Raw genomic sequence first — 15364 nt, 5'->3', positions numbered from 1 at the left:
TAAAGTCATGTGCCTTGCCTTACCTTCGAGGCGTTTTTGCCGTAGAATCATCCGGCCTTTTCCAAGGCAACCATGTCCGTTGGAAGCTGTTTTCAAAGCGTCACGAGCACAGTCAATCCGGTAGAACGGCGTTGGCGCAACCGCTGCCCGCGAGCAGGCGTTGCGCCAACCCCTCATCAGCCTTCCGTTCTACAGGCGTAAAACTTTGAAAACAGCTTCTGCAAGGATTTCCAGCATCCCTGGCCTGGCGGCCCACAAAGCCGCCGCTGCGCAGCCTTGCTGGAAGCCTGGATGAGCGTCCCGGACTCCCTTTTGGGACCACTGATGAGGGTAATAACTGTGCTTGAAGCCTACCGCAAACACATCGAAGAGCGTGCCGCCCTGGGTATCGTGCCCCAGCCGTTGAACGCCGAACAAACCGCAGGCCTGATCGAGCTGCTGAAAAACCCGCCGGCCGGCGAAGAAGCCTTCCTCCTTGAACTGATCACCGACCGCGTACCCCCAGGCGTCGACGAAGCCGCCTACGTCAAGGCCGGTTTCCTCTCCGCCCTGGCCAAGGGTGAAGCCCAGTCTCCGCTGATCGACCGCAAACATGCCACCCAGCTGCTCGGCACCATGCAGGGCGGCTACAACATCGCGACCCTGGTCGAGCTGCTCGATGACGCCACCCTCGGCGCCGTCGCGGCCGAACAGCTCAAGCACACCCTGCTGATGTTCGACGCCTTCCACGACGTCGCTGAAAAAGCCAAGGCTGGCAACGCCTATGCCAAGGCTGTGCTGGAGTCCTGGGCTGCCGGCGAGTGGTTCACCAAGCGTCCGGCCATCGCCGACAAGTACACCTTGACCGTGTTCAAGGTGCCCGGCGAAACCAACACCGACGACCTCTCCCCCGCCCCGGACGCCTGGTCGCGCCCGGACATCCCGCTGCACGCCCTGGCCATGCTGAAAATGGCCCGTGACGGCATCGAGCCTGAGCAGCCAGGCTCGGTCGGCCCGCTGCAGCAGATCGCTGACGTGCGCGCCAAAGGCTTCCCGGTCGCCTACGTCGGTGACGTGGTGGGTACTGGTTCTTCGCGTAAATCGGCTACCAACTCGGTGCTGTGGTTCTTCGGTGACGACATCCCCAACGTGCCGAACAAGCGCGCTGGCGGCTTCTGCTTCGGCACCAAGATCGCTCCGATCTTCTACAACACCATGGAAGACGCCGGCGCCCTGCCGATCGAGTTCGACTGCACCGACCTGAACATGGGCGACGTCATCGACGTCTATCCGTACAAAGGTGAAGTACGCCGTCACGATAGCGACGAACTGGTCACCACCTTCGCACTGAAAACCGAAGTGCTGCTCGACGAAGTTCGTGCTGGCGGCCGGATCCCGCTGATCGTCGGCCGCGGCCTGACCGACAAGGCCCGCGCCGAGCTGAACCTGGGTGCAACCGACCTGTTCAAGCTGCCAGAAGCCCCGGTCGACACCGGCAAAGGCTACACCCTGGCGCAGAAAATGGTCGGTCGCGCGTGCGGCCTGCCGGAAAACCAAGGCGTGCGCCCTGGCACCTACTGCGAACCGAAGATGACCACCGTCGGCTCCCAGGACACCACCGGCCCGATGACCCGCGACGAGCTCAAAGACCTGGCATGCCTGGGCTTCTCCGCTGACCTGGTCATGCAGTCGTTCTGCCACACCGCGGCGTACCCCAAGCCGATCGACGTCACCACCCACCACACCCTGCCTGACTTCATCCGCACCCGTGGCGGCGTGTCGCTGCGCCCAGGCGACGGCATCATCCACAGCTGGCTGAACCGCATGCTGATGCCCGACACCGTCGGCACCGGTGGCGACTCGCACACCCGCTTCCCGATCGGTATCTCGTTCCCGGCCGGTTCCGGCCTGGTCGCCTTCGCTGCGGCCACCGGCGTCATGCCGCTGGACATGCCCGAGTCGATCCTGGTGCGCTTCAAAGGCAAGCTGCAGCCTGGCATCACCTTGCGCGACCTGGTCCATGCGATTCCGTACTACGCCATCCAGAACGGCCTGCTGACCGTCGAGAAGAAGGGCAAGAAGAACGCCTTCTCCGGGCGCATCCTCGAAATCGAAGGCCTGGACGAGCTGACTGTCGAACAGGCCTTCGAGCTGTCCGACGCCTCCGCCGAGCGTTCGGCGGCGGGCTGCACCATCAAGCTGCCGGAAAAGGCCATCGCCGAATACCTGCAGTCGAACATCACCCTGCTGCGCTGGATGATCGGTGAAGGCTACGGCGACCCACGCACCCTGGAGCGCCGCGCGCAAGCCATGGAAGCCTGGCTGGCCAACCCTGAGCTGTTGTCCGCCGACACCGACGCCGAATACGCCGAGATCATCGAAATCGACCTGGCCGACGTCAAGGAGCCTGTGCTCTGTGCGCCGAACGACCCGGACGACGCCCGCCTGCTGTCGAGCGTCCAAGGCGAGAAGATCGATGAGGTGTTCATCGGTTCATGCATGACCAACATCGGTCACTTCCGCGCTGCCGGCAAGCTGCTGGAGAAGGTGAAAGGCGGTATTCCAACGCGTCTGTGGCTGGCCCCGCCGACCAAGATGGACGCTCACCAGCTGACCGAAGAAGGCTACTACGGCATCTACGGCAAAGCGGGCGCGCGCATCGAGATGCCGGGCTGCTCGCTGTGCATGGGTAACCAGGCACGTGTACAGACTGGCTCGACCGTGGTTTCCACCTCGACCCGTAACTTCCCCAACCGTCTGGGCGATGCCACCAACGTCTACCTGGCTTCGGCTGAGCTGGCAGCGGTCGCCTCGATCATCGGCAAGCTGCCGACCGTCGAAGAGTACATGGCCTACGCCAAGGACATCGACAGCATGGCCGCTGATGTCTACCGCTACCTGAGCTTCGACCAGATCGCAGAATTCCGCGACGCGGCGGAAGCGGCGAAGATCCCGGTGGTACAGGCGTAAGCCAAGCGCAGCAACACAAAAAAGCCCCGGCAGCGATGCCGGGGCTTTTTCGTTTCCAGGTCAATCAGCGGTCTCTGCACAGGGCCTGCTACGCCCATCAACCTGCAAAACCCAAGTTGGGACGGGAACGCCACACCTGTCTGTGCACCCGGCTCCCGCAGACCAATCGGCCCGCATCACTCGTAACGCAGTGCCATCGCCGGTTCCACCTGCGAAGCCCGATACGCCGGATACACCGTCGCCAGGAAGCTCATCACCAACCCTGCCGTGCAGATCAGCCCCACGTCGCCCCACTGCAACTCTGACGGCAGGCTGCTGATGAAGTACACATCGGAGGTGAAGATGTGCTGACCACTCACCCGCTCCAGCCAGCCGACGATCTGGCTGACATTGAGCGCTGCCACCACGCCCAACGCGCCGCCGATCAACGTCCCGACAATACCGATCAGCGAGCCCTGAACCATGAAGGTTCCCATGATCTGCGCCGGGGTGGCGCCAAGGGTGCGCAGGATCGCGATATCCGCGCCCTTGTCGTTCACGACCATGATCAGCGTGGCGATGATGTTGAACGCCGCGACCGCGATGATCATCATCAACAGCAGGCCAATCATGGTCTTTTCCATCTTCATGGCACTGAACAAGCTGCCTTGGGTGTGCGACCAATCGTCCGCATGGAAGGCATCGCCCAACTCGGCGGCAATGGCCTTGGACACCTGCGGCGCGGCATACAGGTCATGCAGCTTGAGGCGCACGCCCTGCACAGTGCCTTCAGGCCAGCGCTGCATCTCGCCGGCGTCAGCCACGTTGATGTAGGCCTGCGCGCCATCGAGCTCGGCGCCCACCTTGAAGATGCCGACCACGGTCAGGCGCTGCATGCGCGGGGTGATGCCGCCGGGTGCCTTGCTGACTTCGGGCACGATCAGGGTCAGCTTGTCGCCAGTGTTGAGGCGAAAACGCCGGGCGGTCAGCTCACCGATCACCACCCCGTACTGACCTGGCACCAGCGACTGCAAGCTCCCCTGAACAATGTGCTCGCCGACGATGGACACCTTGCCCTCCTCGGCCGGATCGATGCCGCTGACCTGGATCGGCTGCATGGCGCCCTTGTACGACAGCATGCCTTCCATGTCAGTGATCGGCGCAGCGGCCATCACGGCAGGATTGCGCAGCGCCACATCGGCCACCTTGCGCCAGTCTTGCACCGGCTCGACGCCGAGCAGGCTGGCATGCGGCACCAGACCGAGAATGCGTGAGCTCATCTCGCGCTGGAAGCCGTTCATCACCGACAGCACCACGATCATCGCCAGCACGCCGAGCGAGAGGCCGATCATCGAGGTCATGGAGATGAACGAGATGAAGTGATTGCGGCGCTTGGCACGGGTGTAACGGGTACCGATGAACAAGGGCAAGGGTCTGAACATGGACGAGAACACCCAGTGAATAAGTGAAAAAAGGTCAGTGGCCGACGCGGTTGTTCAGGCGTTGCCTGAAACGGCTTGAGCGAAGGTCAGGCGAGACTGCTGTCAACGCCGCACACCGAGCATCAGGGCTTTTCAGGCAGCGCCTGGGCCCAGCAGGCCGTGATCCGCACCGGGCCTGCATGAGCGCGGGGAGTGCCGCGCATGCAGCGCCAGGCACTTCAGATCGGCACCAGGCGACCATCTTCCAGGCTCAGCACCCGATCCATCTGGCGCGCCAGGTTCAGGTCGTGGGTCACCACCAGAAACGCCGTCTGCGAAGACGTCGAGAGCTCGCGCATCAACTCCTGAATGCCTTGGGCGGTGTTGTGGTCGAGGTTGCCGGTGGGCTCATCGAGCATCACCAGACCAGGGCGATTGACCAACGCGCGGGCAATGGCCACACGCTGACGCTCACCACCGGACAGCTCGGCCGGTTTGTGGCCGAGGCGATGGCCCAGGCCCACACGCTTGAGCAGTGCACTGGCCCGCTCACGCGCCTGCGGGATGGGCGTACGGCCGATCAGCAGCGGCATGCAGACGTTTTCCAGCGCAGTGAATTCGGCCAGCAGGTGGTGGAACTGGTAGACGAAGCCCAGCGCGCGATTGCGCAGCAGCCCGCGGGCGCGCTCACCGAGCGCCGAGAGCTCTTCGCCGGCCAGCCAGACGCTGCCCTGGCTCGGCGTATCGAGGCCGCCCAGCAGGTTGAGCAAGGTACTCTTGCCAGACCCCGAACTGCCCACGATCGCCACGCGCTCGCCCGGCAGCAGCTCAAGCTGCAGGTTGGCCAGCACCTGCACGGACTCGGGGCCTTCCTCGTAGGACTTGCCCAGGTTGCGGCAACTCAATACGGCTTTATCACTCATGCGCGACTCACTCATAACGTAGCGCCTCTGCAGGCTGGGTGCGGGCCGCACGCCAGGCCGGATACAGGGTGGCGAGGAAACTCAGGGCCAGAGCCGCAGCACAGATCATCCAGACGTCCTGGGGCAGGATCTGCGAGGGCAGGTAATCGATGAAGTAGACGTCGGCATTGAGGAATTTATGCCCGATCAGGCGCTCGATTCCGGCAATCGCAGCACTGACGTTGAGCGCCGCGAGAATGCCGACCACCGCGCCAATCAACGTACCCACCACACCGATCACGGTGCCCTGGACCATGAAGATGGCCATGATTTGCCGAGGGGTGGCGCCCAGTGTGCGCAGGATGGCGATGTCACCGCGCTTGTCGTTGACCACCATCACCAGCGTGGAAATGATGTTGAACGCCGCCACCGCCACGATCAGCAGCAAGAGCAGGCCGATCATGGATTTCTCCATGCGGATGGCCTGGTACAGGTTGCCGTGGGTGCGGGTCCAGTCGCGCGAGTAATACTCGCCGTCCAGCTGCTGGGCGATGTTGTAGGCCACGCGCGGCGCTTCGAACAGGTCGTCGAACTTGAGGCGCAGGCCTTGTACCTGATCGGCTTTCCAGCGGTGCAGGCGCGACAGGTCGGAAATGTTGGTCAGGCCCAGGTAGCCGTCGATTTCACCGGCGCCGACATGAAAGGTGCCGACCACGGTGAAGCGCTTCATGCGCGGGAACATGCCGGCTGGAGTGACACTGATTTCCGGAGCGACGAAGGTCAGCTTGTCGCCGACAGCCACGCCCAGCTTGGCCGCGGCCTTGTCACCGATCATGATGCCCCACTCGCCCGGCGCCAGCTTGTCGAGGCTGCCTTCGAGGGTGAAGCGCTCGATGATCGAGACCTTGCGCTCAAGGGCAGGATCAACGCCATTGAGCAGCACCTTCTGCACCTTGCCTTCATGGGTCAGCAGGCCTTGCATCTGCGTGAAGGGGGCGACCTCCAGCACCTGGCGGTTCTGCTTGACGCGTTCGGCAACGGCCGGCCAGTTGTCGATCGGCTGGGCGGATTCGAGGGTGGCGTGGGGGATCATGCCGAGCACGCGGGTGCGCATCTCGTGATCGAAGCCGTTCATGACCGAGAGCACCACGATCATCACCACCACGCCAAGGGCGAGGCCGATCATCGAGGTCAGGGAAATGAACGAGACGAAATGGTTGCGGCGCTTGGCACGGGTGTAGCGCGTGCCAATGAATACGAAGAGAGGTCTGAACATGTCGGGGCTTGTTCGGATGGAAGGGAACGTCTTTGTGGCGAGGTTAACCTGGCAGCTTTACACTCGGACCATCGCCGCTACCATGGGTTCACCATGACGACTCCAGACGAAGAAGAACGCCGCGAATACTACCGCATCGAAGACTCGATCGCACTGCAAATCAGTCCGCTCAGCGCCGGCGACCTGGCCGATGCCGACCTCGTGCAATCGGCCTCGCCGCTGGTCAGCCTGCTCAGCGAGCTGCACCTGGCCGATTTCGAGAGCCAGCACCTGCTGCGCCAGCTCAGCGACAAAGACCGCATCCTCGCCGCCTTGCTGCGTGCGCAGAACAAGCGTGTCGACCTGCTCAGCGCGCTGGTTGCGCACAGCCTGCTGGGGCAACTGGGCGAACCCCAGACGGTGATGCTCAGCGAAGGCGGGCTCGATTCCACCAGCGCCGAGCCCCTCGCCCCCGGCACGCGGGTTGCCGTGCAGATGGTGCTGCTGCCCAGAGGCCACGCATTGCTGCTGCGCGGGCGCATCACCCATTGCCAAGCTCAGGCCGATGGCCGCTATGCGCTGGGCACTGAATTCACCGACCTGACCGACGCCGAGCGCCAGCTGCTGGCCCGGCATATCCTCCAGCGCCAGCAACAGCAACGCCGCCAGGCCCTCGAACAGAATGATCCAACCCCTTGAGCCCTGCTCTCTCGACCTGAAGGAACGAACGTGACACTCATCTATGGCCACCGCGGCGCCAAGGGCGAAGCCCCCGAGAACACCTTGAACAGCTTCCGCCAGTGCCTGTCCCACGGCGTCAACCGCTGCGAACTCGACCTGCACCTGTCAGCCGACAACGAGCTGATGGTGATCCATGACCCGACCCTCAAGCGCACCACCGGCCGGCGCGGCAAAGTGGTCGAGCACACTGCCGCTGAGCTGATCACCTACGACGCCCGCCAGGGCGGTCCGGGCTGGGTGCAGCCCTGCCCGATCCCGACGCTGCAGACGCTGTTCGAGCAATGCCCTTTCGAGCACTGGCAATTGGAAGTCAAGAGCGCCTCGCGCACCCGCGCTGCCAGCACCGTGCTGGCGATTCGCGAGCTGGCGCAGTCGTTCGACCTGCTCGACAAGGTCACCATTACCTCCAGCTCACGGGAAGTGCTGACCGCGGCCGTTGAGCTGGTGCCGGATGTGGCGCGTGGACTGGTGGCCGATTACGCCTGGCTAGACCCCTTGAAAGTCGCGCAGAACTACGGTTGCGAGCTGCTTGCGCTGAACTGGACGCTCTGCACCCCAGAGCGCCTGGCCAAAGCCCAGGCGCAAGGGCTGCACGTGTCGGTGTGGACCGTCAACGAGCCGGCACTGATGCACCGGCTGGCCGACTTTGGGGTCGACAGCCTGATTACAGACTTTCCCGGTTTGGCCAGGACCACCCTCGGCAAAGACTGAAATCGCTCTCCCCGACCGGCTCAGGCGACCGGCCGGAGCCGGTCAAAAAAGCCGGTTCAGGCCGTCGTAGGCTGCCACGCGATAGGCCTCGGCCATGGTCGGGTAGTTGAACGTGGTGTTGACGAAGTACTTCAGGTTGTTCAGCTCCCCCGGCTGGCTCATCACGGCCTGGCCGATGTGCACGATTTCCGAGGCCTGGTAACCGAAGCAGTGCACGCCCAGCACCTGCAAGGTTTCGCGGTGGAACAGGATCTTCAGCATGCCTTGCGGCTCACCGGCGATCTGCGCCCGCGCCATGCTCTTGAAAAAGGCCTTGCCCACTTCGTAGGGCACCTTGGCCTGGGTCAGTTCCTGCTCGTTCTTGCCCAGCGAGCTGATCTCCGGAATGGTGTAGATACCGGTCGGCACATCATCGACGAAGCGCCAGCTGCCGTTGTCGACAATGCTGCCTGCGGCCGAACGGCCTTGGTCATGCGCGGCACTGGCCAGGCTAGGCCAGCCAATCACATCGCCCGCACCATAGACCGTGCTGGCTTCGGTGCGATAGTTCTCATCCACCTGAATCTGCCCACGACTGTTGACCTTGATACCGATGTTTTCCAGGCCCAGCTTGTCTGTGTTGCCGGTCCGACCGTTGCACCAGAGCAAGGCGTCGGCCTTGATCTTCTTGCCGGATTTGAGGTGCAGCACCACACCGTTGTCCAGCCCTTCGACCCGCTCGTAGTCTTCGTTGTGGCGCACGGTGATGTTGTTGTTGCTGAAGTGGTAGCTCAACGCCTGGGAGATTTCCGAGTCGAGGAAGTTGAGCAACTGACCGCGGTTGTCGACCAGCTCCACCAAAACGCCCAGACCACTGAAGATCGAGGCGTATTCGCAACCGATCACACCCGCGCCATAGATGATCAGCTTGCGTGGGGTATGGCTGAGGCTGAGGATGGTGTCGCTGTCGTACACCCGCGGGTGATGGAAATCGATGTCGGCCGGGCGATACGGCCGCGAGCCGGTGGCGATGATGATGTGCTTGGCCACCAGGGTTTCGACCACGCCGTTAGGGCAGACCACTTCGACGGTCTGCTCATCGGCAAAGCTGCCGGTGCCGAAGAACAGGTCAACGCGGTTGCGGGCGTAATAGCCGGTGCGCGAGGCGACTTGCTTGGCGATCACCCGCTCGGCGCTTTTCAGCACGTCAGGGAAGGAGAACCAGCGCGGCTCACCGATGGCGCGGAACATCGGATTGGTGTTGAACTGCATGATCTGCCGCACCGAGTGACGCAGTGCCTTGGACGGGATGGTACCCAGGTGGGTGCAGTTGCCGCCGACCTGGCGACGGCTGTCGACCATTGCCACCTTGCGCCCCGCCTTGGCAGCGTTCATTGCCGCGCCTTCACCGGCAGGGCCGGACCCCAGCACCACCACGTCGTAGTTGTAGACAGCCATGCGTACTCCTTCAGAACGGGCCCGGCGGCCGAGCTGGCCGCGGGGCTTGGCCATGTCGCCGCAGCGGCATGGAAAAAATTCGGGTTGCAGTCTAAACAAGCCTGAACGCCGCGCACATTAACCCTTGGTCGCGTCGTAGGCCAATTCTGACTGCACTACATGATGATCGCCTGCCTGCTCCCTGGCGCCGCCCATTGCTCCGTGCGCGCCCTCGTCGCGACGGCCCCGGACAGAGCCCCAAGCCCGACGCCGGACGAAAAACGGGAACCCGAAGGTTCCCGTTCATTCATGCGTTACACACCGATCAGCGCGGGAACGCAGGCGGGTTGACCCCAGCCATGTCTTCCATCACACGCACGACCTGGCAGCTGTAGCCGAACTCATTGTCGTACCAGACGTACAGCACGACGCGGTTGTCGTTGGCGATGGTGGCTTCTGCATCGACCACACCGGCGTAGCGCGAGCCGACGAAGTCAGTGGAGACCACTTCCTGCGAGCTGACGTAGTCGATCTGCTTGTGCAGCTCCGAATGCATGGCCGTCTGACGCAGGTACTCGTTGATCTCCTCGCGGGAGGTCGGGTTTTCCAGGTTCAGGTTGAGGATGGCCATGGACACGTTCGGCGTCGGCACACGAATGGCGTTGCCGGTCAGCTTGCCCTTGAGCACTGGCAGCGCTTTGGCCGCAGCGGTAGCGGCGCCGGTTTCGGTGATGACCATGTTCAGGGTCGCGGCACGACCACGGCGGCTGCCCTTGTGGAAGTTGTCGATCAGGTTCTGGTCGTTGGTGAACGAGTGAACGGTTTCGACGTGGCCGTTGATGATGCCGTACTTGTCGTTGACCGCCTTGAGCACCGGCACGATGGCGTTGGTGGTGCAGGAAGCCGCCGACACGATCTTGTCTTCTGCGGTGATGTCGCCATGGTTGATGCCGTGCACCACGTTCTTCAGCGCGCCCTTGCCAGGTGCGGTGAGGATCACGCGGGCAGCGCCCGGGCACGCCAGGTGCTGGCTCAGGCCCTCGGCGTCACGCCAGACGCCGGTGTTGTCGACGATCAGCGCATCGTTGATGCCGTACTGGGTGTAGTCGACTTCGCTCGGGTTCTTGGCGTAGATCACCTGGATCAGGTTGCCATTGGCGGTAATGGTGTTGTTGGCTTCATCGATGACGATGGTGCCGTCGAACGGGCCATGCACCGAGTCGCGGCGCAGCAGGCTGGCGCGCTTGACGAGGTCGTTCTCGGCGCCTTTGCGCACCACGATAGCGCGCAGACGCAGGCCGTCGCCACCACCGGTCTTCTCGATCAGGATACGCGCCAGCAGGCGACCGATACGGCCAAAGCCGTACAGCACCACGTCAGTGCCCTTGGCCGCAGAAGCGCCCTGCTGACCGACCACATCGGCCATTTCTTCACGCACGAAGGCTTCGGCACTGCGGCCATTGCCTTCGAGCTTGAACTTGTTGGCCAGCTTGCCCAGGTCGACCGAAGCGGCGCCGAGTTTCAGCTCGCTCATGGCCTTGAGCAGTGGGAACGTCTCGTGCACGGACAGCTCGCACTCGTCGGTCTGGCGGTGGCGCGCAAAGCGGTGCGCCTTGAGGATCGAGATCACCGAACGGTTGATCAGGCTGCGGCCATAGATCGAGCTGACCACATTGTTATTGCGGTACAACTGACCAATCAGCGGAATCATCGCTTCGGCAAGCGCTTCACGATCGATCCACTCACCAAGACACTGGTCGGGCTTCTGAGTCACGGGAACCTTCCACATGTAGGGACAAAAAAAAGGGGCTACATTATGCCGCCCCTGAGGCTATCGGGCAATGAGCGACGCGCGGTCACGGTGCTGCATGCGCAATGCCATGCTTGAGCCTGACAGCCATGCCCGCCCCCGGTACAATCGATCCCTTTGCCGCAACGCTTGGAGTCCGATCTCCCGTGTCAGTTCTGCGCCTACCGAAAATGTCGGCCACCGCCGGCAAGCAAACCTGGGGCAACCTGCAGGGCGCCGCCCTGAGCCTTGCCATTGCCGAAGCCGCCAGCAGTGCCGGCCGCTTCACCTTGCTGCTGACCGCCGACAGCCAGGCCGCCGACCGCCTCGAGCAGGAGCTGCGTTTTTTCGCGCCGGATCTGCCCGTGTTGCCCTTCCCCGACTGGGAAACCCTGCCGTACGACCTGTTCTCGCCGCACCAGGACATCATCTCCCAGCGCATCGCCAGCCTGTACCGGCTGCCGGAACTGGACCACGGCATTCTCGTGGTGCCCATCACCACCGCCCTGCACCGCCTGGCGCCCACGCGCTTTCTGCTCGGCGGCAGCCTGGTGCTGGACGTCGGCCAGAAGCTCGACGTGGAACAGATGCGCTCGCGCCTGGAAGCGAGCGGCTACCGCTGCGTCGACACGGTCTACGAACACGGTGAGTTCGCGGTACGTGGGGCCTTGCTCGACCTGTTCCCGATGGGCAGCAAGCTGCCGTACCGGATCGACCTGTTCGACGATGAAATCGAGACCCTGCGCACCTTCGACCCGGACACCCAGCGCTCGATCGACAAGGTCGAGTCGGTACGCCTGCTGCCGGCGCGCGAATTCCCGATGCAAAAAGACGAAGTCACGCGTTTCAAAGCGCGCTTTCGCGAACGCTTCGACGTGGATTTTCGCCGCAGCGCAATCTTTCAGGACTTGGCCAGCGGCATCATTCCGGCCGGCATCGAGTACTACCTGCCGCTGTTCTTCGAAGAAACCGCCACCCTGTTCGACTACCTGCCCAGCGACACCCAGGTGTTTTCATTGCCGGGGGTCGAGCAGGCCGCAGAAACGTTCTGGAACGATGTGCGCGGCCGCTATGAAGATCGCCGCGGCGACCTGAGCCGCCCTCTGCTGCCGCCAGCCGAGCTGTTCCTGCCGGTCGAAGACTGCTTTGCCCAGCTCAAGCAGTGGCCACGCGTGGTGGTCAGCAGCGAAGACGTCGGCAGTGGCGCTGGCCGCGAGCGCTTTGCCAGCCAGCGCCTGCCCGAGCTGGCCATTGAGGCCAAGGCCACACAGCCGTTGGCGGCGCTGTCGCAGTTCCTCGACCAGTTCGCCGGCCGGGTGCTGTTCACCGCAGAATCGGCCGGCCGGCGCGAGGTGCTGCTGGAGCTGCTCGAACGCCTCAAGCTGCGCCCCAAGGCCGTCGACAGCTGGGCCGACTTCATCACAAGCTCGGCACGCCTGGCGATCACCATTGCACCCCTTGACGACGGTTTGCTGCTGGAGCAGCCCGAGCTGGCGCTGATCGCAGAGAGCCCGTTGTTCGGCCAGCGCGTGATGCAGCGCCGGCGCCGCGAAAAACGTGGCGAGGCTGCCAACGATGCGGTGATCAAGAACCTCACCGAGTTGCGTGAAGGCGCGCCGGTAGTGCACATCGACCACGGGGTGGGCCGCTATCTGGGACTGGCGACCCTGGAGATCGACGGTCAGGCCGCCGAATTCCTCACCCTGGAATACGCCGAAAACGCCAAGCTCTATGTGCCGGTGGCCAACCTGCACCTGATCGCCCGCTATACCGGCAGCGATGATGCCCTGGCGCCCTTGCACCGCCTGGGCTCGGAAACCTGGCAAAAGGCCAAGCGCAAGGCCGCCGAGCAAGTGCGCGACGTGGCGGCCGAGCTGCTCGATATCTATGCCCGGCGCGCCGCTCGCGTGGGTCATGCCTTCGCCGACCCTGCGGCCGACTACGCCACCTTCAGCGCCGGCTTCCCGTTCGAGGAAACTCCGGACCAGCAATCGGCCATCGAAGCGGTGCGCCAGGACATGCTGGCGGCCAAGCCCATGGACCGCCTGGTCTGCGGCGATGTCGGCTTCGGCAAGACCGAAGTGGCCATGCGCGCGGCATTCATCGCCGTGCACAGTGGTCGCCAGGTGGCGCTGCTGGTGCCGACCACCCTGCTCGCCCAACAGCACTACAACAGTTTCCGCGACCGCTTCGCCGACTGGCCCGTGGTGGTCGAGGTGATGAGCCGCTTCAAATCGGCCAAGGACATCTCGGCTGCCGCGGCAGACCTCGCCGAAGGCAAGATCGACATCCTCATCGGCACCCACAAGCTGCTGCAAGACGATGTGAAGTTCAAAGACCTGGGCCTGGTCATCATCGACGAAGAACACCGTTTCGGCGTGCGCCAGAAAGAACAGCTCAAGGCGCTGCGCAGTGAAGTCGACATCCTCACCCTCACCGCCACACCGATTCCGCGCACGTTGAACATGGCCGTGGCCGGCATGCGCGACCTGTCGATCATCGCCACGCCACCGGCACGACGCCTGTCGGTGCGCACCTTCGTGATGGAAGAGAACAACAGCACCATCAAGGAAGCCCTGCTGCGCGAACTGCTGCGCGGTGGCCAGGTGTACTACCTGCACAACGATGTGAAAACCATCGAGAAATGCGCCGCCGACCTCGCCGCCCTGGTGCCCGAGGCGCGCATCGGTATCGGCCACGGGCAGATGCGCGAGCGCGAGCTGGAACAGGTCATGAGCGACTTCTACCACAAGCGCTTCAACGTGCTGGTGGCCTCGACCATCATCGAGACCGGCATCGACGTGCCGAGCGCCAACACCATCGTCATCGAACGCGCCGACAAGTTCGGCCTGGCCCAACTGCACCAGTTGCGCGGCCGGGTCGGGCGCAGTCACCACCAGGCCTACGCCTACCTGCTGACCCCATCGCGCCAGGGCATCAGTGCCGATGCCGAGAAACGCCTGGAGGCCATCGCCGCCACCCAGGACCTGGGCGCAGGTTTCGTACTGGCCACCAACGACCTGGAAATCCGTGGCGCCGGCGAGCTGCTCGGTGAAGGCCAGAGCGGGCAGATTCAGGCCGTCGGCTTTACCCTCTACATGGAAATGCTGGAGCGGGCGGTGAAGGCCATTCGCAAAGGCACCCAGCCGAACCTGGAGCAGCCTCTGGGCGGCGGTCCGGAAATCAACCTGCGCCTGCCGGCGCTGATTCCCGAAGACTACCTGCCTGATGTGCATGCGCGCCTGATCCTCTACAAACGCATCGCCTCGGCGGCCGACGACGAGGGCTTGAAAGACCTGCAAGTGGAGATGATCGACCGCTTCGGCCTGCTGCCCGAACCGACCAAGAACCTCATCCGCCTGACGCTGCTCAAGCTGCAAGCGGAAAAGCTCGGCATCAAGAAAGTCGATGCCGGCCCCAATGGCGGCAAGATCGACTTCGAGGCGCAGACCGTGGTCGAGCCGCTGACGCTCATCAAGCTGATCCAGAGCCAACCCAAGCGCTACAAGTTCGAAGGCGCCACGCAGTTCCGCTTCATGGTGCCGATGGAGCGCGCCGACGAGCGCTTCTCGACCCTCGAAGCGCTGTTCGAGCGCCTGACCCCAACGACTGCCTGAAGGAAGATCCATGCGTGCCATTCCAAGCCTGGCCCTGATGCTGGCCCTGTTCGCCCCGCTGGCCAGTGCCGATGGGCTGTACCAGGTCGAGCTGCTGCTGATCAGGCAGAACGCTGTTTCCGCCCTGTATGGCGCGCCAGCGCCGGAAGACTGGCGTGCCGGTGCCGCGCCGCTGGCGGCGGATGCCCAACGCCCAGCCAGCCTGGACAGCCTGGCCGAGCGCCTGCAGGCTTCGGGCGATTACACCGTGCTGTTGCACAAGGCCTGGCAGCAGACCCTGAGCGCCGAACCTACTGCGGTAGCCTTGAGCGCCGGCGAGCCAACCTATGGCCGCTCGCCGATCGAAGGCACCGTGAGCCTGGCCGATGGCCGCTTCGTCGCTGCTCGGGCGCGCTTCTGGGTCAACCAGCTCGACAGCAACGGCGGCGTACAGCGCAGCGAACAGTTGCGCCAGAGCAACAGCAACATGAAGCGCGGGCAGCTGAATTTTCTCGACGGCGGGCACCTGGCCGTGCTGATCAAGGTCACGCCGGCCGGTATGCGCGCGCAACCCGAAGCGGACCCTCAACTGATGGAGCAATGAG

10 protein-coding genes are annotated in these 15364 nt (G+C 63.6%); 5 read left to right on the top strand and 5 right to left on the bottom strand.

The features are described 5' to 3' along the window. Window positions 1-339: 339 nt before the first annotated feature. Window positions 340-2949: a bifunctional aconitate hydratase 2/2-methylisocitrate dehydratase gene (acnB, locus tag SJI00_RS06250; RefSeq protein WP_322460986.1), complete on the top strand. Its 2610-nt coding sequence runs from the start codon at window positions 340-342 to the stop codon at window positions 2947-2949. Between the two features lie 176 nt (window positions 2950-3125). Here acnB and SJI00_RS06245 read toward each other — a convergent pair whose 3' ends face one another. The 3 genes from SJI00_RS06245 to SJI00_RS06235 form a co-directional block, all read right to left on the bottom strand. Further along, window positions 3126-4370, bottom strand: coding sequence for a lipoprotein-releasing ABC transporter permease subunit (locus tag SJI00_RS06245; protein WP_322460860.1), 1245 nt, complete (start codon window positions 4368-4370; stop codon window positions 3126-3128). A gap of 218 nt (window positions 4371-4588) precedes the next feature. Then, window positions 4589-5272 carry a lipoprotein-releasing ABC transporter ATP-binding protein LolD gene (gene lolD, locus SJI00_RS06240; protein ID WP_322460859.1) on the bottom strand — a complete coding sequence of 228 codons (684 nt, stop codon included), beginning with the start codon at window positions 5270-5272 and terminating at the stop codon, window positions 4589-4591. 7 nt (window positions 5273-5279) lie between these two features. After that, complete coding sequence (locus SJI00_RS06235) at window positions 5280-6527, bottom strand: lipoprotein-releasing ABC transporter permease subunit (protein WP_322460858.1); 1248 nt, start codon at window positions 6525-6527, stop codon at window positions 5280-5282. Between the two features lie 93 nt (window positions 6528-6620). Between SJI00_RS06235 and SJI00_RS06230 the strand changes: the two genes are divergently transcribed. Both SJI00_RS06230 and SJI00_RS06225 read left to right on the top strand, forming a co-directional pair. Then, window positions 6621-7205: a PilZ domain-containing protein gene (locus SJI00_RS06230; RefSeq protein ID WP_322460857.1), complete on the top strand. Its 585-nt coding sequence runs from the start codon at window positions 6621-6623 to the stop codon at window positions 7203-7205. Window positions 7206-7235: 30 nt separating this feature from the next. Further along, window positions 7236-7958: a glycerophosphodiester phosphodiesterase gene (locus SJI00_RS06225; RefSeq protein ID WP_322460856.1), complete on the top strand. Its 723-nt coding sequence runs from the start codon at window positions 7236-7238 to the stop codon at window positions 7956-7958. Window positions 7959-8000: 42 nt separating this feature from the next. Here the strand turns inward: SJI00_RS06225 and sthA are convergent, their stop codons facing one another. Together sthA and SJI00_RS06215 are read right to left on the bottom strand one after the other, a co-directional pair. Beyond that, complete coding sequence (gene sthA, locus SJI00_RS06220; protein ID WP_322460855.1) at window positions 8001-9395, bottom strand: Si-specific NAD(P)(+) transhydrogenase; 1395 nt, start codon at window positions 9393-9395, stop codon at window positions 8001-8003. Window positions 9396-9699: 304 nt separating this feature from the next. Further along, entirely contained in the window at window positions 9700-11163 is a 1464-nt protein-coding gene (locus SJI00_RS06215; protein ID WP_322460854.1) for a glyceraldehyde-3-phosphate dehydrogenase, read from the bottom strand. A gap of 167 nt (window positions 11164-11330) precedes the next feature. Between SJI00_RS06215 and mfd the strand changes: the two genes are divergently transcribed. Together mfd and SJI00_RS06205 are read left to right on the top strand one after the other, a co-directional pair. Further along, on the top strand, window positions 11331-14780 hold the full coding sequence (gene mfd / locus SJI00_RS06210; protein ID WP_322460853.1) for a transcription-repair coupling factor: 3450 nt from the start codon (window positions 11331-11333) through the stop codon (window positions 14778-14780). Window positions 14781-14790: 10 nt separating this feature from the next. Further along, window positions 14791-15363 carry a CsiV family protein gene (locus SJI00_RS06205; RefSeq protein WP_322460852.1) on the top strand — a complete coding sequence of 191 codons (573 nt, stop codon included), beginning with the start codon at window positions 14791-14793 and terminating at the stop codon, window positions 15361-15363. The last annotated feature ends 1 nt before the right edge of the window (window position 15364 follow it).

Source organism: Pseudomonas gebzensis, assembly GCF_034427815.1.
Taxonomy (GTDB): Bacteria; Pseudomonadota; Gammaproteobacteria; order Pseudomonadales; family Pseudomonadaceae; genus Aquipseudomonas.
The sequence above is the reverse complement of the archived record's forward strand: the minus strand, read 5'-3'. Positions and strand labels throughout refer to the sequence as shown.

Bases quoted from the DNA above. Each gene is read 5' to 3' on its own strand.
- SJI00_RS06245 (WP_322460860.1), bottom strand. From the start codon at position 4,370: ATGTTCAGACCCTTGCCCTTGTTCATCGGTACCCGTTACACCCGTGCC.
- lolD (WP_322460859.1), bottom strand. From the start codon at position 5,272: ATGAGTGATAAAGCCGTATTGAGTTGCCGCAACCTGGGCAAGTCCTAC.
- SJI00_RS06235 (WP_322460858.1), bottom strand. From the start codon at position 6,527: ATGTTCAGACCTCTCTTCGTATTCATTGGCACGCGCTACACCCGTGCC.
- SJI00_RS06230 (WP_322460857.1), top strand. From the start codon at position 6,621: ATGACGACTCCAGACGAAGAAGAACGCCGCGAATACTACCGCATCGAA.
- sthA (WP_322460855.1), bottom strand. From the start codon at position 9,395: ATGGCTGTCTACAACTACGACGTGGTGGTGCTGGGGTCCGGCCCTGCC.
- SJI00_RS06215 (WP_322460854.1), bottom strand. From the start codon at position 11,163: ATGTGGAAGGTTCCCGTGACTCAGAAGCCCGACCAGTGTCTTGGTGAG.
- SJI00_RS06205 (WP_322460852.1), top strand. From the start codon at position 14,791: ATGCGTGCCATTCCAAGCCTGGCCCTGATGCTGGCCCTGTTCGCCCCG.